This window comes from Accumulibacter sp. (assembly GCF_029255145.1).
In the GTDB taxonomy this organism is placed as follows: Bacteria; Pseudomonadota; Gammaproteobacteria; order Burkholderiales; family Rhodocyclaceae; genus Accumulibacter.
In genome coordinates this window covers 1-18,891 of sequence record NZ_JAPUVQ010000038.1, presented here as the reverse complement: position 1 = coordinate 18,891, position 18,891 = coordinate 1, and the positions used below count along the sequence as shown (strand labels likewise).

The window sequence follows — 18,891 nt, the reverse complement described above, 5'->3', positions numbered from 1 at the left end:
AATTTTTTGACCGGATGATGTCGCACGGTACCCGGATCTCCTTCGGGCACTGCGCGGCCGTCACAGGTCAGGAATCAGCTTGTCAGGTGAGGGGCGAACCAATGATTCAGGTCAGTCCGGATCGACAGCCGGAACGTTACCGGGCGCTCGCGGATGCCGAGAAGTACGACGCCAAGATCACGCAGCCAAAGGGTGTACCCCGGCTTTCGCATTGGCTGGAAGCGCATGCCGTCGAGCGGGCACTGAACGATGTCAGCGGTCGGAGTGTGCTCGACTGCCCGTGCGGGACGGGTCGCATCGACAATCTGTTGCGCGCCAGGTTTGGCAGGATAGTCGGACTCGACAGTTCAGAGGCGATGTTGACCGTGTATCGCCAGGGCCACCCCGAACGGATCGGCCAACAAGGAGACGCGTTCGCGCTGCCGTTTGCCGACGGTGACTTTGACTGGGTCGTGTGTCACCGGCTGCTGCACCATTTTTCGCGGGACGACGATCGTATCCGACTGCTGAAGAGCCTGGCGCGAGTCGCCAGCATCGGTCTGGTCGTCTATGGATGGCTGGACACGCCGTTCAACAGCCGCCGGAATTCGCGCCGGCAGACGCTGGCCCGCGATCAGCTGCTGCCGTTGCTTGACGCCGCCGGGTTGACGCTGGAAAGGATCTGCTTTGCTGCCTGGCCATTCCAGCCGAAAGCCGAGCTGGTGTGCCGGAAGAAATGACACCGCCTCCCTCGTGTCGAACGCCTGCCAGGGGCTTGCGGCGGGATGTCGAGGGTCAGGCCGATCAGCAGTGGTCGCGGGCGATGAGCCCGGCTGCGGTGGCGCCGATCAGCGTCCCACCGTCTGGTGGCTGCGTTTCCCATCAGCGAAGCATCCGAGCCGAGCCTGCGAGCAGCAGGCCAACGACGGGTGCCACCCGAGGAAGGGCAGTGACCGAAGCGAACGGACGGCGAATCCGATGGCGCCGCTCGACGGACCGCAGGGTTGGCTCGCCTGGAGTTCTCGCTACTGCATTCGATGTTGTCCAGGACCGGAGCGCTGGATTCGCCTGTGCTCCGGTCCCGACCGCGGCTCGCTCAGAAGACGGCGAAGACGTCACGTCAGGCGTCGGTCATTCGGACCCTTGGCCGCCAGGCCAGTCCCACGAGTGCGACGCAGCAAAAAGCCGCGCCCGCATGGAAGGTGAATGACGGTCCGAGTCGGTCCCACAGCAGCCCCGCCAGGACGCTTGCCAGCAGCATCGCCAGTCCGCTCGCCAGGCTGAAGAACCCATACGCAGTGCCGCGCAGGTCGGCGGGTGCGGCGTCGGCAACCATCGTCGCCAGCAGGCCCTGAGTGATGCCCATGTGGATGCCCCAGAGCGAGACGCCGGTCAGGACCGCGGCCCAGTGGTCGCTGCTGGCCAGGACGATGTCTGCCAGGATCAGCACGAACAGGCCGAGGGCCAGCAGTTTCTGGTGGCTGACGCTGTCCGACAGCTTGCCGAATGGGTACGCTGACAGCGCATAGACCAGGTTCATCGCCACCATCACCAGCGGCACCAGGGCCAACGAAACGCCAGCCTGTTGCGCACGCAGGACCAGAAACGCCTCGCTGAAGCGAGCCAGCGTGAATACCGCACCGATCCCCACTATCCACCAATACGGGCCACCAAGACGTTTCAGGTTCTCCCGTTCGATCGGATTGCTGCGCTTGGTCGACTGCTGGTGTTCTGGCTCGCGCAGACCAAAGAACAGCAGCGCGACCGCCATCAGGCCCGGAATCGCCGCCACCCAAAAGACCGCCCGGAAGTCGTTGGCCCATAGCAGCATCAAGCCGACCGCCAGCAGCGGACCAAGAAACGCGCCGACAGTGTCGAGCGATTGCCGCAGGCCGAATGCGGCGCCGCGCAGGCGCGCCGGTGCGATGTCCGCGACCAGCGCATCGCGTGGAGCGCCGCGGATGCCCTTGCCGACTCGATCGAGCAGGCGAGCGCCGAGCACCATGCCGGTCGTCGACGCCACGGCAAACAGCGGCTTGGTTAGCGCGCCCAGCGCGTAGCCGAGCACGGCCAGACCCTTGCGCTTGCCGAAGTAGTCGCTGAGCGCGCCGGAAAACACCTTGACGATCAGCGCCGTCGATTCGGCCAGTCCTTCCACCAGGCCGACCGCCAGCGCCCCGGCCCCCAGGGTGGTGACCATGAACAGCGGCAGCAGGCTGTGGATCATCTCCGAGGAGATGTCCATCAGCATGCTGACCAGGCCGAGAATCCATACCCCGCTCGGCATTTGCCGCAAGGTGTCCACTGCTGGGGCGCCAGTCTTCGATTTCATCTTCATCGTGCCGCTGGGCCTGTCAGTTCGCGTTGCCTTGCGGGTCGCTGCCGATCGTCAACTTGCTGACCGTGCAGACGACAAAGTGTCCGGTAAGCAGGGATCATCAAGCAGGGCCGTCACGACTGCCGAGCGGAGCGCGAGCGCTCTTCTCGACACCGACGCCTTCATTGTTCAACACCGGCCCGCTTCCGAACGCGCGCGCGAAAGAGGCGCCACAGCCAGAAAGCCAGGCCAGACGCCACGATACCCACCAGCACAACCTCCTCGACGGTCCGCAGGTCGGCAGCGCTGATCGCGGCGCCGAAGCCGTATCCGGCGCCGGTGATCAGCGCTGCCCAGAGCGCTGCTCCGATGGTGTTGAGCAGCGCGAAGCGCAGCAAGGGCAGCCGACTTGATCCGAGCAGCAGCGGACCAGCAATGCGCAGTCCGTAGAGGAAGCGGATGCTGAGGATGAAAATGATGCTGTAGCGTTGCAACAGATCGTCGATGCGCGGCTTGCGGCGCGCCAGGGCCGGAAAACGTTCGATCAGCGCCTGGCCCTTCCAGCGACCGAGCAGAAAGGCCAACTGGTCGCCCAGGGTGGCACCGATCGTCGCCACCAGGGTCACCAGGCGCCAGTCCAGCAAGCCGCGATGGGCGGCAAAGCCGGCGGCGATGAGCAGGGTCTCGCCTTCGATGAGCGTGCCGACGAAGACCGCCAGGTAGCCGTAGGTGGCGACGAAGGCGCTGATCATTCTGGTGGCCGGCCTTGCCGGTAGCGGAAGAGCAGACCACTGCCCTCGTGCCGCGCATGCAGGCTCACGGTTCCGCCCAGACGGGTAGCCGCTTCGCGAGCGATGGTCAGTCCGAGGCCACTGCCTTCGCTGCCGTTACCCGGTATCCGGTAGAAGGAATCGAACACGCGTTCACGTTCCAAAGCAGGAATCCCCGGGCCGTTATCGACGACCTCGATGGTGGTGCATTGGTCGCCCGAGCGCAGTCGAAGCGTCACCTCGCCCCCCTCGGGCGTGTACTTCAGCGCATTCTCGAGGGCGTTCCTGATGATCAGTCGAAACGCTTCAGGGGCGCCGCGAATGCGCAGCGGCGTGATCTCGTCCAGCCCCAGGTCGATTCCTTTGTCCTCGGCGAAGGGCAGGAGGTCGGCGATCAGTTCGCGAGCCAGCAGCGAAACGTCGACCTCGGCTTGGCCGTTGCTTCCGGCTTGCGTCCTGGCTAGATTCAACAACTGCTCGGTCAACTGGCGCGCGCGCTCGATACCCGCCTGGAGAGGCCGCACGCGCTCACCAACGGCGTCGAGCGATCCGGCGTGCGCGAGATTCTGGATCTGTACCGACAGCGCAGTGAGCGGGCTGCGCAGTTCATGGGCGGCATCGGCGACGAAACGTCGCTGTTGCCCGAGCAGGTGATTGACCCGTTCCAGCAAGCGGTTGATGGCGTGCACGAAAGGCGTGATCTCCTCTGGCAGGCCATCGGCGGCGATCGCTTGCGGATGATCTGCGGGCTGTTCGTCCAGACCCCGGGAGAGCCTGGTGATCGGCGCCAGTTCACGGCGGACGACGCGCACGATCAGGACAGTCAATACCGGAATCAGCAGCAACAACGGGATCAGGGTGTGCAGAGCACTGTTGACCGCGACTTCGTCACGCGCTTCGGTAGGCTGCATGACGACCGTTCGCCTTCCTGGCGCGCCGTCCAGGATGAACACCCGCAATCGCTCGGTGCCCGCGCGCACGGTACGAAAGCCGCTCCGCAGATCGGCTGCGAGCCAGTCGGGTCGCTCGTCGCGCGGGAGATGGATGATCGTGATTCGCGATTCGGGGTCGTTGAGCTTGATCTTCGGGGAGCTTTGCGGCGACCCTTCCGGCAACCAACTGGCGACGCCCGCGCTGGCGTTCAGCGAAGCGATCTGCCGCAGCATGTCGTCCTGGAATTCCTTGGCTTCCGAATAGCCAAGCGCAAACGAGGCGATGGCCGCCACCAGGCCGGCGATCACGATCACGCTGCCCAGCATCAGCGACAGCTGTCGTTGCAAGGATCGCTTCATGCGGATTTGTCCACCATCCAGCCGGCTCCGCGGACGTTCTTGATGATCGCCGCGCCGAGCTTGCGGCGCAGGCCGTGGATCAGAACGTCGATGACGTTGCTTTCCACTTCCTCATTCCAGCCGTAGATGCGTTCTTCGAGTTCGTCGCGAGTGAGAATCGCGCCGGGACGGAGCAACAGGGCATGCAGCAGCGAAAACTCGCGCGCGCTCAGCCGTTCCACCACCTCGCCACAGCGCGCTTCGTGGCTGGCGGGGTCGAGACTGAGCTTGCCGTTGCTCAGCAGCGGTGCGGCGTGTCCGCCCTGGCGGCGGATGATCGCCCGCAGGCGGGCGAGCAGCTCGTCGACAGCGAAGGGTTTGACCAGGTAGTCATCGGCGCCGAAATCGAGTCCCTTGATCCGATCGTCGACCCCGTCGCGAGCGGTGATGACGAGAACCGGCACGGCGTTTCCGGCTTGCCGCAGGCGCCGCAACACTTCCAGGCCATCGCGCCCGGGCAGCCCGAGATCGAGCAGCACCGCCTGGTGTTCGCCGTTCTGGAGCACCTTGCCGGCTGTTGCGCCGTCCCTTACCCAGTCGACTGCATAGGCGGCATCCTTGAGGGCGATCGATGTCGCCTCGCCGATCATTGCGTCGTCTTCGACCAGCAGGATGCGCATCACGATGGCCAGCATTCTCAATGCTTCATTGTCTCACCCGGCCGCTTCGGAGCAAACCGGCAAAGACGTTTCGCGGCGTTGGCAAGCATACTGCCAGAGGCGTCCTGCCTGACTTTGGGGCAGAGAAACCGTGTTCTCCCAATGTTCCACGGCGGTTCCTGGCCACGGCATTCAGCGAGCCTCATCTGCCGTTTGCCGCGGCGCTGCCGCCCCGGCATTGACCTGGAGTGGACGATCAATCGTCGCGGTGGTGGTCGTCGTCGCGATCGGTCTGATCCTCGACCGCAGCGATGATCGCGCCGCTGGTCGAGTTGACCGCCACATCGATGACCTGCTTTCCCTTGATGACTTCCACCTCGTATACCCACCGCCCCTGGTGGTGTTCGTATTCGGCACGGGAAGCCTTGCCGCCGACGTGCTGCTCCGCGGCACGGATCGCTTGCGTCAGGCTGATCCTGGCGTCGGCGCTTGCCAGGGCATCGTTGTCGGCGGAACTGTTCGCGTAGACGCCGCCGACGGCAGTGGCAGACAGCACGGCAACTGCTGTCAGATAGAAGTTGCGTTTCATGGCGATTTCTCCTTCAAGTCACGCGGATATTCGCGTCAGGGTGAAGATAGCGGTGAAGAATTAGGCGTGACTTAGTCGCTATTGCCGCGGCCGGTCGAGTGCGACGGCTGGTGCCGGGCAACTGGTGTCCGCGGGTGTCCGCGCGCTCGCGCGCGCCAGTTCGTCGTGCTTGCCCGGCCTTCACAGCAGTCGTGCGAGAAAGCCCGGCACCGGCTATGATCCGCATCCGCTGCCACCCAATGCCATCCATGTCCGCCGCCCTCTCCTCCCAGTCCGATGTCCTGCGTGGCCCCGTTCGGCCCGATCTGATTCGCAGCGAAGTCCTGGCTGACCTGTTCGAGACCAGTGCCCGCCGCGCCCCCGAGCAGGTCGCCCTGATCCACGGATCGCGACAGCTGCGCTACGGCGAACTCGATGCTGCCGCCGATCGTGCCGCGTCGCGGCTGATCGAGGCCGGGGTGCGACCGGGCCAGAACGTCGGCCTGTTCCTGCCGCGGGGGATCGACCTCTTGGTGATGCAACTGGCGATCGCCAAGACCGGAGCAGCCTGGCTGCCGAGTGACGCCGACACGCCGGTCGAGCGCATCGCCAGCTGTCTGGACGATGCCCGGGCGGTGGGCATCGTCAGCTGCGACGAGTTCGCACCGCGCCTGACGACTCTGGGACGCCCGGTGTGGACCGCCGAAACGCTGCTTTCTGAAGCGGCCTTTACGCCGCAGCGGCGCCAGGGCGCGGCGCCGCAGCACCCGGCCTACGTGATCTATACCTCGGGGTCTACCGGCCAACCGAAAGGCATCCCGATCAGCCAGGGCAGCATCTGTCATTTCCTGCGCAGCGAGAACGCGGTCCTCGGGGTGCGCGCGGACGACCGCGTATACCAGGGCTTCTCGGTCGCTTTCGACATGTCTTTCGAAGAGATCTGGATCAGCTATCTGGTCGGCGCGACGCTGTGGATCGCTCCGAAGGAGATCGCCGCCGACCCCGAAGCGCTGCCCCGGGCGTTGATCGACAACGGCATCACCGTATTGCACGCGGTGCCGACGCTGCTGGCGCTGTTCGCGCACGATGTCCCCGGTCTGCGTCTGATCAACCTCGGTGGCGAGATGTGCCCGGAAGCGCTGGTGGCGCGCTGGGCGCGGCCGGGCCGGCAACTGTTCAATACCTACGGCCCGACCGAGGCGACCGTTTCCGCCAGCGTCGCCGAGTTGCATGCCGGCGACCCGGTGACCATCGGCACGCCGCTCCCCAACTACGGTTTGCTGGTGATCGACCGCGAGCCGAGCCGGGGCCTGCGCCTGCTGGCGCGCGGCGAAACCGGCGAGCTCTGCATCAGCGGGCCGGGAGTCGCCGCTGGCTACCTCGGCCGGCCGGAACTGACCGCCGAGAAGTTCATCACCAACCCGTGGGCGGTCGACGCCACGGAGGCGCGGATCTACCGGACCGGCGATCTGGCGCGGATCGACGACGATGGTCGGGTGCACTGCCTGGGGCGCGCCGACGACCAGATCAAGATCCGTGGTTTTCGTGTCGAGTTGGGAGAGATCGAAGCGGTGCTCGCGGAACAGGCGGGCGTCGGCACCGTCGCGGTGCTGCTGCGCAAGGACGACGGCCTCGACCGGTTGGTCGCTTTCATGGTCGCCGACGGTGACGCCGCGCTGTCGCCGTCGGCGCTGCGGGCGGCGCTCGCCGAGCGTCTGCCATCCTACATGCTGCCCGACCGCTACGAGACGCTCGCCGAGATGCCGCGCCTGACCTCGGGCAAGATCGACCGCAAGCAGCTGCACGCGCTGCCGCTTGCCGAACTGGCCGGCGCCGAGGGTTCCGAGACGCCGGAAACAGCGGCCGAGAGCGCGCTGTTCGCGGCCCTCGAACGCCTGTTTCCTGGGCAGCCATTGCGTCGCGACGCCGATTTCTTCGTCGATCTGGGCGGCCACTCGCTGCTCGCTGCACGTCTGGCGTCGGCGCTGCGAGCCGATCCGCGCTACGCGCAGCTGACCGTCAGCACCGTTTACCAGCAGCGCACGGTGCGGCGCATTGCGGCGGTGCTCGAGGGCATGCACGCAGCGGCGCCGGCGGCAGCGCCGCTCTGGCAGCCGTCCCCGGCCTACCGTCGCTGGCGTTGCGGATTGGCGCAGGCGGTCGCGGTGCCGGTGCTGGTGATGCTGCGGATGGCGCACTGGCTGGCGCCGTTCTTCACTTACCACTACTACACCGGCGACCCCGGCGACTCGATCGCCTTTGCGGTGGCGATGTCCGTGCTGGTGTTTCTGATCGCTACCGCGCTCGAATTCCCGCTGGCGATCGCCGGCAAGTGGCTGGTCGCCGGGCGCCTCAAGGCCGGACGCTATCCGCTGTGGGGGCTGACCTATTTTCGCTGGTGGCTTGCCGATCGGCTGCTTGAGATGGCCCCGTCCTACCTTTTTGGCGGCTCGTCGCTGTACGTCTGGTGGCTGCGCGCGCAGGGGGCGCGCATTGGCCGTGACGTGGTGATCGGCTCGCTGACCCTGCGGGTGCCGGAATTGCTGACGATCGGCGACGGCGTCAGCATTGGCACCGCGGTGAACCTCGAAAACGCACGCGTCCTGCACGGCGAACTGCTGCTCGGGCGCATCGACCTTGAGGCCAATGCCTGCATTGGTTCCTGCGCGGTTCTCGAGGGCCATACGCGGGTTGCCGAATGGGCTCATATCGAGGGCCTGTCCGCGCTGGCCGACGGCGTCAGCGTGCCGCCGCGGCGCGTCTGGTCCGGTTCGCCAGCGCGCGACGTCGGCGCTTTCGACCCGGCGACGCTGCGCCCACGACCGCAGGCGGGGGCATGCCGGCTGGCCGGCGAAATGGCCTTCTTCGTGGTCGGCGCGCTGGTGATCGCGACGCTGTTTTTCATGCCGGTCTTCCCGACCTTCATGTTGATCGACCGCCTCGACGAAGCGCAGTGGCTACCGTGGTTGCAGGGCGACGAACTGTGGCAGCAGCTGCCTCGCTACTTCGTGTTGGCACTGCCGGCCAGCGCCGTGCTGATCGTGCTCACCGCGCTGCTGTCGGCGGTCATCCGCTGGAGCGTCCTGCCGCGGTTGAACAGCGGCAGCTGGCCGGTGCACGGCAATGTCTACTGCGGCAAGTGGCTGGTCAGCCAGATCCAGGAATCCAGCCTGCAGGTGCTGCACGGCGTCTATGCCACTGTTTTTGCGCCGTGGTGGTACCGGCTGCTCGGGGCAAAGGTCGGCCGCGATGCGGAGATCTCGACCGCCATGGGGGTGGTGCCCGACATGCTCACCCTCGGTGACGACACCTTCATCGCCGATGCGGTGTTGCTCGGCGACGAGGAAATCGACGGCGGCTGGATGAGCATGCAGCCGACGGTGGTGTCACGCCGCAGCTTCGTCGGCAACGGCGCTTACGTGCCCGACGGCACGACGATCCCTGAGAACGTGCTGATCGGCGTGCATTCACGGGTACCAGCCGGGAGCCTGATGAAGAGTGGCGATACCTGGCTTGGCAGTCCGCCAATCAACCTGCCGGCGCGCGAGAGCGTCAGCGGCCATCCGGACGCGCTGACCTTTCGTCCGTCGCTGCTGCGCCGGCTGGGACGAGGGCTGGTCGAGGCTTTCCGGGTCGTCGCGCCGCACGCGCTGGTGATCGCCGCGGGTTACACCATCGTGCTGGACGTAATGCCTGACGCAGGCGCTGGCGACTGGGGCCTGGTGGTGTGGAAGCTGGCTGTGGCGGGGGTGCTTTTCGGCTTTGGCAGCTTTCTCTTCGTGGTCCTTTTCAAGTGGTCGCTGCTCGGTCGCTACCACCAGCGCGCGGTGCCGATGTGGACGCCATTCGTGTGGCTGTCCGAAGCCGCGACCAGCCTTCATGAGGGGATTTCCGTTCCCTACCTGCTGAGCTACCTGCGCGGCACGCCGTGGCTGCCGGTCGCTTTCCGCCTGCTCGGCTGTCGCATCGGGCAGGGTGTCTACCTGGACACCACCGACATTACCGAATTCGATTGCGTCAGCATTGGCGAGCACAGCGAACTGAATGCCCTGGCCTGCCCGCAGACGCATCTCTTCGAAGACCGGGTGATGAAGATCGACGAGGTGCGGATCGGCGCGCGGGTGAACATCGGGCCGCGTAGCACGGTGCTCTACGGCGCCGTCGTTGGCGACGACGCGCGGCTGGGCCCGCTGACCCTGGTGATGAAGGGCGAGAGCATGCCGTCGGGGAGCTCCTGGTCGGGCTGCCCGGCCGCACCGAGCCGGTTCCGAGCGGGTGCCTGAGCGCCCGCCGGCGGCGCTGGCCAGCGCCGACGCCGATGCGCTGGCGCCTCCGGCGGCCATGATCCCGGTTCCGCTGTGGCCGTGCGCGGTCTACGACCAGGCGCGGCTGCTGGTGTTCGGCGTGCCGCTGCCGCCGGACACGCCACGTGAGCGGGCGCGCCTGCAATTGCGGCGGGTGCTGCGGGCCGTACTCGCGGCGCGGCTGGCCCTGGCTCCGGAGCAGCTGATGCTGCCTCGCCAGCCCGGCCGTAGACCACGCCTGGCGCCGCCCCACGACGGCATCGGCTTGTCGCTGGCGCATGCGCCGGGGCTGTCGCTGCTGGCCATCCACCTTGACGGTCCGGTCGGAATCGATCTGCTGCGCACGGCCGCGCTGCCGGCCGATTGGCAGCAGCTGGCGCGCGATTACCTCGGCCCGGCGCGCACGCGGCAACTCGCCGCACTGCCGCCGGAGCACGCTGCCCCTGCCTTCGCAGGTCATTGGGTGGCGCTGGAAGCCTTGCTGAAGTGCCACGGGCAGCCCCTGGCCGAGTGGCGAGACGAGACCGAAAGACGGCTCGCGGCGTGCGTTCTCCGTCCACTGGCATTGCCGGGCGATTGGCTCGGAAGCGTGGTGCTGCCTGGCTCTGGCGGCTTCGGCTAGGCGCCGCTTCGGGCGGCAGGCAGCCCGGGGCGCTGCATCCGCCGCTGGCGGTGTCGCGTATCGCATGTTGCAGGGTCCACCCCGATGCTCAGGCGGCAAGGGACGTGCATCGGACCCGCAGCAGGCTAGGCGCACGCGCCGGCCGGTTGCTGGCAAGCAGCCAGCAGACCACCGGCCGGCAAGCGCATTCCGGGGCCGAAAGCCCTTTTCCTCACCGCAGGAGGTGCCAGCGATGATCACACGCGAATCGAAACCCCGGCCGGCTGCGCACAGCGCCGGCCAACCCCGAGCCAGGCGGCGAAGGTGCCGGGCGCGCGCGCTGGCGGTGGCCGCGATCGCTGGCACGATCGCGCTCGCCGGCGTTCACGACGATGCCCGGGCGACGCTGCTCAGCATTGACACCAGCGCACTTGCCGGCGTGCTGGCGCGGCTCGACTTTTCGATCATCGATGGCGACGCCGAGTTCGGCAACAACAGCTTCACGATCACCTCGATCACCACCAACGGCTCGCTCGGGGTGGCCGATTGCAGTCTCGGCTGCGTCGGTGGCCCACCGTTTACGATCAGCGATGCGCTCGGTCTGGGGCAGTTCGTGCAGGACCTGACGCTGGCCAGCACGCTGTCGTTCGAGTTTACTTTTACCAGCAACTACGCCGGCAGTGGCGCGCCCGATCGAAGCGCGCTGTTGCTGCTCGACGCGGCGAGCAACTTCAGCCTGCTCGATACCGATCTCGATTTTCCGAGTGCCCCGGTACCCGTCCAGGATGCCCTGCTGGTCGTCGACCATGCTCCCGGCGCCGGGATCCGGATCGCCACGGCGTCGAATCCGAGCGTCCCGATCGCTGTCGCGGAACCAGACGCAGCGGCGCTGGTAGCGCTCGGGCTGGTGCTGCTCGGCGATCTCAGCATCCGCCGCCGCCGTGCCCGCGTATCCACCACTACCGAGGCTGCGCCGCACGGCGGCCCCTGGCCATCGACCGACAGCTCACGGGGAGAATGACAATGGACACCTCTGCTCGATCGACCCGCCGTTTGCCGGCGGCTCTGCTGCTTGCTGCCGCGTGCCTTGCCTGGCCGACGGCGCAGGCATTCGCGGCCAACCACCGCGAAGCGCCGCTGACCGCGCTGGATCACAAGGCCGACATCACCGACTGGTTCGCTTTCGTCAGCTACGACGACCCAACGAAAGTGACCATGATTGTCAACACCGATCCCTTGCTGGAGCCGGCGAACGGGCCCAACTACCATCCCTTCGATCCCGAGGTCGCGTACGAGATGAAGGTCGACAACAATCACGATGCGCAGGAAGACGTCAGGATCGCCTTCCGCTTCCAGTCCGAAACCCGCCTGCCCGGCGTGTTTACCGGCTTCGTCGGCGCCGGCAGCGGGATCGCCGCGCCGGCCAATTCACCGGCACCGGTTGCCGCCGGGACGCCGATCGTCCCGCCGGCGATCACCGCCCTGGACGGTCCCGGGTCCGCCGGCCTGAGTCTGCGACAGAGCTATACAGTGACCATTCAGAAGCGCAGCGGCAGCGTCTGGCAGACGGTGTTCTCCAGCGGCAGCCAGAAGCTGTACGCGGTGCCAGCCAACGTCGGGCCGCGCACGATGCCCGACTACCCGTACCTCGCGCGGCAGGGCATCTACAATCTCGGCGGCGGCGTCAGGGTCTTCGCCGGGACCGTCGACGATCCGTTCTACATCGATCTCGGGGCTGCCTTCGACACCCTAAACTTCCGCCCCGGCGCGTTCGCCAGCGGCGTCCCGGCGGTGCTCACCAACGATCAGGACGCGGTCGGCAGCGACAACTTCGCGCCCGACTCGGTCGCCGGCTACAACGTCAACAGCATTGCCATCGAATTGCCGATTGGCATGCTCACCAGCGACGGCGCCAGCCACCCGGCCAGCGACGCGAAGGCGGTGATCGGCACCTACGCCACCACCTCGAGGCCGCGCATCAAGGTGCAGCCGACGACTCCGGGCGGCAAGCCGTCCCTGTCGACCAACTTCGTGCAGGTTCAGCGGATGGGCAACCCACTGATCAACGAACTGCTGATCGGCACTGGCGACAAAGACAAGTTCAGCATGGCCGAGCCGAAGAATGACAGCCAGTTTGCCAGTTACCTGCTCGATCCGCTGCTCGCCCGCGTGATCAACGCCGCCTACGCGGGCGCAGTGCCCATCCCGGCGGCCCCGCGCGTCGATCTGTTGCCGCTGGTGACCTACGCAGCGCCAATTTGCCCCGGGTGCACGCCGGCACAGGCCGGACCCGTGGCCGACCTGTTGCGGCTGAACACCGGCATTCCGCCTACGGCCCAGGCCAGCCGCAAGCGCCTGGCGGTCCTGGCCGGCGACCTTGGCGGCTTCCCCAACGGCCGTCGGGTCTCCGACGACGTGACCGACATCGCGGCGCGGGTGGTCGTCGGCGTACTCAAGCCGGCGTTCAACGTCTTCCCGAACAACCGCATCGGCGACGGCGTCAACAGCAACGACGTGCCCTACCAGGAGACCTTCCCCTACGTGGCCTTTGCCCAGAGCGGGCGCGACAGTCGCCATCAGAAACCCGGTACGCCGGGCTGCGTGGCGCCGACGTCGCCCTTCGTACCGGTGCTCTGCCCGCAGAACTGAGCGCCGGTCACACCCGCCCCTGGCTCCGGCCGAGCGACCGGGGGGCGGGCGGCCAGCGTGCCGGCGGCCGATCAGTGCGTACGCGCGAGGACGACGATGAACAGGACCATCGACTCTGGCCACTGCCGGCTCACCTGGCCGGCGCTGCTCGCTTCCCTGTGGCTCGTGGCGACCGGCGCGATGGCCGTTCCGTACCTGCCGACTGCCGACCAGCAGGTTCTCGAACGTTTGCCGCTGGCGCCAGCCGACCCCGTCGCCCGCGAGTTGCGCGCGCTGCGCCAGGAAGTCGCCAGGCAGCCGGAACGGCTAGACCTCGCGGTACAGCTCGCGCGCCGCTATACCGAGCTGGGCCGGGTAAGCGGTGATCCGCGCTTCGCCGGCTACGCGCAGTCCAGCCTGGCACGATGGTGGGCGCTGCCTGAACCGCCTTCCGAAGTGCTGCTGGTGCGGGCGACGCTGCGCCAGCGTACGCACCATTTCGACGCCGCCTTGTCCGACCTGGCGACGCTGGTACGGCGAAATCCCCGTGACGGCCAGGCTCGGCTGACCCGCGCAACGATCCTGCAGGTGCAAGGCGCTTTTGCCGCCGCGGCGGCCGAATGTGCGGCCTTGCGACGCCTGGCCACCGAGCTGGTGTGGGCGGCGTGCGCTTACGGGCTGGCCGGCGTCAACGGCCGTTTGCGCGAGAGCCATCAAGCGCTCGCCGGGCTGCTGGACAGACAGCCCGACGCGCCACCAGAGGTCCGCGCCTGGGTCCTGTCGATGCTGGCCGAGATGGCCGTTCGAGCCGGTCTGGACAGCCAGGCCGAGGCTCATTTCCGCCAGGCGCTGGCGATCGACCCAGGCGATCACTATCTGCTGGCCGCTCGCGCCGACTTCCTGCTCGACCGCGGCCGCGCCCCGGAGGTGGTCAGATTGCTCGCCGCGGAGCCGCGTAGCGACGCCCTGCTGCTGCGCTACGCGCTCGCCCTCAAGGCCTTGAAGGCACCCGAATGCGACGCCCGCGTCGAGCAATTGCGGGCACGCTTCGCGGCCAGCCGGATGCGCGGCGAGCGCGTGCACCTGCGTGAAGAAGCGCGCTTCACGCTGGAATTGCTGGGCGACCCACCGGCCGCGCTGGCGCTGGCGCGGGAGAACTGGGCAGTGCAGAAGGAGTTGCCCGACCTGCGCTTGCTGCTGGAAGCTTCGCTGGCGGCCCGCGACGTGGCCGGGGTAGGCAGCGTTCGCCAATGGCTGGCGCAGTCCGGCGCCGAAGACGTTGCCGTCAACCGCCTGCTGCGTTAGGACGACCGATGGTGACCGCCGGCTTCCTCTCGATGCGCGTGCTGAGAGCGCTCGTTCTATTGTTCGTCCTGCTGGCTGTGCCGCCGGCTTTGGCACACAAGCCCAGCGACAGCTACCTCAGCCTGGAGGTCGACGACCACGGAATCCAGGGACAATGGGACATCGCCCTGCGCGACCTGGATTACGCGATCAGCCTTGACGACGATCAGGATGGGGCGATCACCTGGGGCGAACTGCGCGCTCACCACGCCGATATCGCCGCTTACGCGCTGGCGCGGCTCGAACTGTCGGCGGACGGCGACGGGTGTCCGGCGCGCGTCGTCGCGCAGCTGGTTGACGAACACACCGATGGCAGTTACGCGGTATTGCGTTTCGCCGCCACTTGCGGGCATGTCCCACAAGTCTTCACTGGCAGCTACCGGTTGTTCTTCGATCTGGATCCGCAGCACCGCGGGCTGCTGCGCCTGCAGCATGCGGGTCAGACGCGCACCGCCATCTTCAGCGACGCGACCCCGGTACAGCAGTTCCAGCTCGGCGAAACGACGCCGCTGCGCCAGTTCTTGGACTACATGGGGCACGGTGTCCGGCACATCTGGGGCGGCTTCGACCATTTGCTGTTTCTGTTGTCGCTGCTCCTGCCGGCCGTGCTGATTCGCGTCGACCGCGCCTGGAACGGAGCCGAGCGCTTCCGGGACTGCTTCCGGGATGTGTTCAAAGTGGTTACCGCGTTCACGCTCGCCCACTCGATAACGCTGTCGCTGGCGGTGCTGGACGTCGTTCAACCGCCTTCACGGTGGGTTGAGTCGGCGATCGCCGCCTCGGTCATTGTCGCCGCGCTCAACAACCTGATTCCACTGGCGCGAAACAGCCGCTGGTTGTTGGCTTTCATCTTCGGCCTGATTCACGGCTTCGGCTTCGCCAGCGTGCTGGCTGGTTTGGGGTTGCCGCACGCCGCCTTGCTGAGCGCCCTGGTGGCCTTCAACGTCGGCGTGGAGCTGGGCCAGCTGGCGGTGGTCGCGCTCTTCCTGCCGCTGGCGTGGAGCGTCCGCAAGCGCTGGATCTATCGCCGCGGCGTGCTCGCCGGCGGCTCGCTGCTGGTGATCGCGACGGCCAGTGTGTGGTTGATCGAGCGCGCCTTCGACCTGAAGCTCTTACTCTGATATGGGCCGGCGCCGCAGCTCCCGTGCATCCAGAAGCGGCGCTCGGCCGTATCAGGTGACAAATGTACGGTGCCCCGCCAGGTGCCGTTTTCTGGTGTTTTCCACGGGCGGATGGTTTCTGTCGCCCGGCTAGCCGCTTGGCACCGTTATCCGGAGTACGCGCAAGATGACGCCACGAAATGCCGATGAGCTGCCTTCCCGCTTGCCGCACCCCGGCGTGCTCCTGCGTCCGTCGGGCGCCACCGACCCGGTCGACGGGTGGCGGCGAGAGCAGCAGCCGGAAACCGCGGCGTCGTTTGGCTGCGAGATCGTGATCGGGCACAATGGGCCGTTACCCAGCGTCGGCGAGAGCGACGACATGAGCGAGACGGATGTGTTCGATGACGGCGCGCGCGGCGGCTATCGGGCGCTGGCCGGTGAGGCGCAACTGCAGGCGTGGATCGCCGCGGTCGCTGGCCAGGACCAGCAGGCGCTGGCGAAGCTCTACGAGGCGATGGCCGGGCGGGTGTACGGTCTGGCGTTGCGCATCACGCGCCAGGTGCAGTCCGCCGAGGAGGTCGCCGAGGACGTTTTCTGGCAGGTCTGGAGGCAGGCGCCGCGCTTTGACGCGACGCGCGGCAGCGCCGTGGCGTGGATCCTGACCATTGCCCGCAGCCGTGCACTCGATGCCTTGCGCCGTCGCGACCGCGCCGAACCGCTGGCGGACGAGCGCCTGGCTGCGCTCGCCGACGACGCCGATCCGCAGGATCTGCTGGCGGCGGTGCAGCGACAGCATCGGCTGCACGCGGCGCTGCGAAGCCTCGATCCCTTGCCCCGGCAATTGCTGGCGCTGGCCTTCTTCCGGGGGCTTTCGCACGAGGAAATCGCCGGCCAGATGAGCTTGCCGCTGGGTACCGTCAAGTCCCACATCCGGCGCGCGCTGTTGCGCCTGCGCCAGTTGCTGGGCGCCGACGATTCCCCTTCCCCGATGGTGACCCGATGAATGCCGATCTCCACCCGTTTGCCGACGACGCTGGCACACGCGACGAGCATCTCCTGAGGCAGCTGCTCTGCGAAGCGCTGGCGCCTGCGGAACTGTCTGCCGGTAGCCACGCCGGCCTGCGCCGCCGCTTGCTGCAACGCGTCGGCGAGAGTGCGCGCAAACACGCCGGCCTGCGCACCGTTCGCTCTGGCGATGGTATCTGGCGTACCGTCAGGGCCGGCATCGCGGCCAAGATGCTGTGGCAGGGGCCGCAAGGCGCGTCGGTGCTGATCGAATTCGCACCCGGTGCGAGCCTGCCGGTTCATCGCCACCAGCACCTCGAGGAAGGCATCATTCTGCGCGGTGACCTGCACCTGGCTGACCTGCAGCTGCGTCCTGGCGACTACCACGTCTCACCGCCGGGCAGCCGGCACGGACGCATCTCGTCGCGTGCTGGCGGCCTGGCCTACCTGCGCGGGACCTCGCTCGGCCACCGCCAGGCGGCCATCGGCGAATTGCTCGGCGGCCTGCTGCCGGGCGACGGACCGGCGGTCCACACGTGCTTCGCCAGCGAAGAAGGCTGGCTGAGCGTCGCCGATGGTGTGGACGAGAAGCTCCTCTGGCAGGACGGCGAGATGCGTTCGCGCTTCCTGCGATGGCGCCCGGGCGGCTGCTTGCCGGCGCACGTCCATGCCGGTGACGAGGAGTGCATGATGCTCAGCGGCGATGTCTTCTTCGGCGATCTGCTGGTCCGCGCCGGCGATTTTCACCTCGCGCCGGCTGGCAGCGAGCACGGCGGGGTGTTCAGCGACAGCGGCGCGATGGCCTTCGTGCGTAGCCGAGGGGGCCCGAACATGCGGTCAGCACGGTGAGCCGGCGCCTGCTGCTGATCAGCCGCTGGCGTTTGGAAACGACCCGCGAGCGTCTCTGGGAGCTGCTCGGCGAACCCGCCGGCTGGCCGGCCTGGTGGCCACATCTGCTCGGCGTCACCCGGCTCGCCGAAGGCGATGCCGAGGGTATCGGTGCACGGCACGCTTTCCGCTGGCGTAGCGGCCTCGGCTACCGACTGCTGATGGTGATTACCAGCGTCCGCTCGGACCCCTGCCGGGAACTCGAGGGACACGCCAGTGGCGACCTGCACGGGATCGGCCTGTGGGTGATCACCGAAGACGGGCCCGGCGCCGTCCGCCTGACCTATCGCTGGGACGTCGAGCTGCGCAAGGCATGGATGCGTCGGCTGGCATTCGTGCTGCTGCCGGTCTTCGCCTGGCGCCACTTCGCGGTGATGCGCAGCGGCGCCCGCGGGATGGCCAGAAGGCTGGGGTGCCGCCTTTCGGAAGTCGAGGAGTGGTCGGCAATCACTCCCGAGCAGGGCCTCCGCCGAGCGCGCGGCAGCCCCGCGCGGTGATAGACTGAACCCTGCCGCGGCACGCGGCCGCTGCTGCCCCGCCAGGGGCCTGCCAGGGGCCTGCCAGGGCGAGGATACCCGGATCCGGATGGAACCACTGCTGACCATTGTTTTCGTGGCGGTGCTGACCTTCGTCGGCATTTCGATCGTCGGAGCCGTGCGCTGGGCGGCGGCGACGCGCGCGCTGCGCTCCGGCCTGGACGCCGCACGACAAGCGGTGCTGCCGGCGCGTTTTGACGCGCGCGAGCTGGTTGGACTGCCAGACCCCGTGCAGCGCTACTTTCGCCTCGCCCTGACGGTCGGTGAGCCGCTGCTGCGGGCGCTGGTCGTCGAACATTCGGGCAGCTTCAACATTGCCAGGAGCGGCGACAACTGGAAGCCCTTCACCTCGGGCCAGCGCGTCTGCATGCGCCGGCCGGGGTTTCTCTGGGACGCGCGAGTGGCGGTCGCGCCGGGCGTCACGGTGCACGTGCATGATGCCTAGGTGGCGGGTGAAGGGACGCTGCACCCAGCGCTTCTGGGGCTCTTCCCTCTCGGCAGGGTGCATGGCAGGGGCGCCATCGCCGAGGCCGAGCTGATGCGCTTCCTGGCCGAGGCGGCCTGCTATCCGACCGCCCTGTTACCCAGCCAGGGGGTGGTCTGGCAAGCGGTCGACGCGCACTCGGCGATCGCCACGCTGGCCGATGGCGAGGTGACGGTGAGCCTGTTGTTCGGCTTCAACGACGCGGGCCTGATCGAATCGGTGCGCGCCGAAGCGCGTGCCTGCCTGCTGGCTGGCCAGTTGGCGAGCCTGCCGTGGGAGGGTCTGTGGTTCGCTCATGAGCAGCATCATGGGACCTGATTAGCGCTGTGCTTCAGCCAACCGGAGCCAGACCTCGGGGCGCTTGCCGGTGGTGGCGGCGGCACGGATGAGGCGTCGCAGGATGATCTTGAGGTCGAAGCGGCGGTTGAAGCGGTATT

15 protein-coding genes and 2 pseudogenes are annotated in these 18,891 nt (G+C 67.5%); 11 read left to right on the top strand and 6 right to left on the bottom strand.

Annotated elements, in window-relative coordinates:
* Positions 1-101: 101 nt before the first annotated feature.
* Positions 102-719 (top strand): class I SAM-dependent methyltransferase, encoded by a 618-nt coding sequence (locus Q1L50_RS03965; RefSeq protein WP_300336071.1) that lies wholly within the window; start codon positions 102-104, stop codon positions 717-719.
* Positions 720-1,099: 380 nt separating this feature from the next.
* On the opposite strand, the gene Q1L50_RS03960 is transcribed toward Q1L50_RS03965, so the two are convergent.
* The 5 genes from Q1L50_RS03960 to Q1L50_RS03940 form a co-directional block, all read right to left on the bottom strand.
* On the bottom strand, positions 1,100-2,311 hold the full coding sequence (locus Q1L50_RS03960; RefSeq protein ID WP_300336069.1) for an MFS transporter: 1,212 nt from the start codon (positions 2,309-2,311) through the stop codon (positions 1,100-1,102).
* 167 nt (positions 2,312-2,478) lie between these two features.
* On the bottom strand, positions 2,479-3,048 hold the full coding sequence (locus Q1L50_RS03955) for a DedA family protein (protein ID WP_300336068.1): 570 nt from the start codon (positions 3,046-3,048) through the stop codon (positions 2,479-2,481).
* Complete coding sequence (locus Q1L50_RS03950) at positions 3,045-4,358, bottom strand: ATP-binding protein (protein WP_300336067.1); 1,314 nt, start codon at positions 4,356-4,358, stop codon at positions 3,045-3,047. The genes Q1L50_RS03955 and Q1L50_RS03950 overlap by 4 nt, the downstream gene beginning before the upstream one ends.
* Complete coding sequence (locus Q1L50_RS03945) at positions 4,355-5,017, bottom strand: response regulator transcription factor (RefSeq protein ID WP_300336091.1); 663 nt, start codon at positions 5,015-5,017, stop codon at positions 4,355-4,357. The genes Q1L50_RS03950 and Q1L50_RS03945 overlap by 4 nt, the downstream gene beginning before the upstream one ends.
* A gap of 235 nt (positions 5,018-5,252) precedes the next feature.
* Complete coding sequence (locus tag Q1L50_RS03940; protein ID WP_300336065.1) at positions 5,253-5,585, bottom strand: PepSY domain-containing protein; 333 nt, start codon at positions 5,583-5,585, stop codon at positions 5,253-5,255.
* Positions 5,586-5,833: 248 nt separating this feature from the next.
* On the opposite strand from Q1L50_RS03940, the gene Q1L50_RS03935 reads away from it, so the two are divergent.
* The 10 genes and pseudogenes from Q1L50_RS03935 to Q1L50_RS19990 all read left to right on the top strand — a co-directional run bounded on the left by Q1L50_RS03935 (position 5,834) and on the right by Q1L50_RS19990 (position 18,772).
* A complete protein-coding gene (locus Q1L50_RS03935; protein ID WP_300336064.1) occupies positions 5,834-9,847 on the top strand; it encodes a Pls/PosA family non-ribosomal peptide synthetase in 4,014 nt (1,337 codons plus the stop codon).
* Positions 9,840-10,490: a 4'-phosphopantetheinyl transferase superfamily protein gene (locus tag Q1L50_RS03930; RefSeq protein WP_300336062.1), complete on the top strand. Its 651-nt coding sequence runs from the start codon at positions 9,840-9,842 to the stop codon at positions 10,488-10,490. The genes Q1L50_RS03935 and Q1L50_RS03930 overlap by 8 nt, the downstream gene beginning before the upstream one ends.
* A gap of 232 nt (positions 10,491-10,722) precedes the next feature.
* The gene (locus Q1L50_RS03925) at positions 10,723-11,490 is read left to right on the top strand and encodes a hypothetical protein (protein ID WP_300336060.1); all 768 of its coding nucleotides are present in this window, start codon (positions 10,723-10,725) and stop codon (positions 11,488-11,490) included.
* 2 nt (positions 11,491-11,492) lie between these two features.
* Entirely contained in the window at positions 11,493-13,118 is a 1,626-nt protein-coding gene (locus Q1L50_RS03920; protein WP_300336058.1) for a DUF4331 domain-containing protein, read from the top strand.
* A 96-nt stretch (positions 13,119-13,214) separates the two neighbouring features.
* Positions 13,215-14,402, top strand: coding sequence for a hypothetical protein (locus tag Q1L50_RS03915; RefSeq protein ID WP_300336057.1), 1,188 nt, complete (start codon positions 13,215-13,217; stop codon positions 14,400-14,402).
* Positions 14,403-14,410: 8 nt separating this feature from the next.
* A complete protein-coding gene (locus Q1L50_RS03910) occupies positions 14,411-15,562 on the top strand; it encodes a HupE/UreJ family protein (RefSeq protein ID WP_300336056.1) in 1,152 nt (383 codons plus the stop codon).
* Between the two features lie 166 nt (positions 15,563-15,728).
* Positions 15,729-16,544, top strand: a complete 816-nt coding sequence (locus tag Q1L50_RS03905) for a sigma-70 family RNA polymerase sigma factor (RefSeq protein ID WP_300336055.1) — start codon at positions 15,729-15,731, stop codon at positions 16,542-16,544.
* The gene (locus tag Q1L50_RS03900) at positions 16,541-17,395 is read left to right on the top strand and encodes a cupin domain-containing protein (RefSeq protein ID WP_300336053.1); all 855 of its coding nucleotides are present in this window, start codon (positions 16,541-16,543) and stop codon (positions 17,393-17,395) included. The genes Q1L50_RS03905 and Q1L50_RS03900 overlap by 4 nt, the downstream gene beginning before the upstream one ends.
* On the top strand, positions 17,392-17,931 hold the full coding sequence (locus Q1L50_RS03895; protein WP_300336052.1) for an SRPBCC family protein: 540 nt from the start codon (positions 17,392-17,394) through the stop codon (positions 17,929-17,931). Before Q1L50_RS03900 ends, Q1L50_RS03895 begins: the two co-directional genes overlap by 4 nt.
* An 88-nt stretch (positions 17,932-18,019) precedes the next feature.
* A pseudogene (locus Q1L50_RS19990) lies at positions 18,020-18,772 on the top strand (DUF6544 family protein).
* Here Q1L50_RS19990 and Q1L50_RS03880 read toward each other — a convergent pair.
* A pseudogene (locus Q1L50_RS03880) lies at positions 18,773-18,891 on the bottom strand (IS1595 family transposase); the annotation flags it as partial.

What these genes read in the sequence shown, in the direction of transcription:
- Q1L50_RS03965 (WP_300336071.1), top strand. Translation starts at nt 102, where the DNA reads ATGATTCAGGTCAGTCCGGATCGACAGCCGGAACGTTACCGGGCGCTC.
- Q1L50_RS03960 (WP_300336069.1), bottom strand. Translation starts at nt 2,311, where the DNA reads ATGAAATCGAAGACTGGCGCCCCAGCAGTGGACACCTTGCGGCAAATG.
- Q1L50_RS03955 (WP_300336068.1), bottom strand. Translation starts at nt 3,048, where the DNA reads ATGATCAGCGCCTTCGTCGCCACCTACGGCTACCTGGCGGTCTTCGTC.
- Q1L50_RS03950 (WP_300336067.1), bottom strand. Translation starts at nt 4,358, where the DNA reads ATGAAGCGATCCTTGCAACGACAGCTGTCGCTGATGCTGGGCAGCGTG.
- Q1L50_RS03945 (WP_300336091.1), bottom strand. Translation starts at nt 5,017, where the DNA reads ATGCGCATCCTGCTGGTCGAAGACGACGCAATGATCGGCGAGGCGACA.
- Q1L50_RS03940 (WP_300336065.1), bottom strand. Translation starts at nt 5,585, where the DNA reads ATGAAACGCAACTTCTATCTGACAGCAGTTGCCGTGCTGTCTGCCACT.
- Q1L50_RS03935 (WP_300336064.1), top strand. Translation starts at nt 5,834, where the DNA reads ATGTCCGCCGCCCTCTCCTCCCAGTCCGATGTCCTGCGTGGCCCCGTT.
- Q1L50_RS03925 (WP_300336060.1), top strand. Translation starts at nt 10,723, where the DNA reads ATGATCACACGCGAATCGAAACCCCGGCCGGCTGCGCACAGCGCCGGC.
- Q1L50_RS03920 (WP_300336058.1), top strand. Translation starts at nt 11,493, where the DNA reads ATGGACACCTCTGCTCGATCGACCCGCCGTTTGCCGGCGGCTCTGCTG.
- Q1L50_RS03915 (WP_300336057.1), top strand. Translation starts at nt 13,215, where the DNA reads ATGAACAGGACCATCGACTCTGGCCACTGCCGGCTCACCTGGCCGGCG.
- Q1L50_RS03910 (WP_300336056.1), top strand. Translation starts at nt 14,411, where the DNA reads ATGGTGACCGCCGGCTTCCTCTCGATGCGCGTGCTGAGAGCGCTCGTT.
- Q1L50_RS03905 (WP_300336055.1), top strand. Translation starts at nt 15,729, where the DNA reads ATGACGCCACGAAATGCCGATGAGCTGCCTTCCCGCTTGCCGCACCCC.
- Q1L50_RS03900 (WP_300336053.1), top strand. Translation starts at nt 16,541, where the DNA reads ATGAATGCCGATCTCCACCCGTTTGCCGACGACGCTGGCACACGCGAC.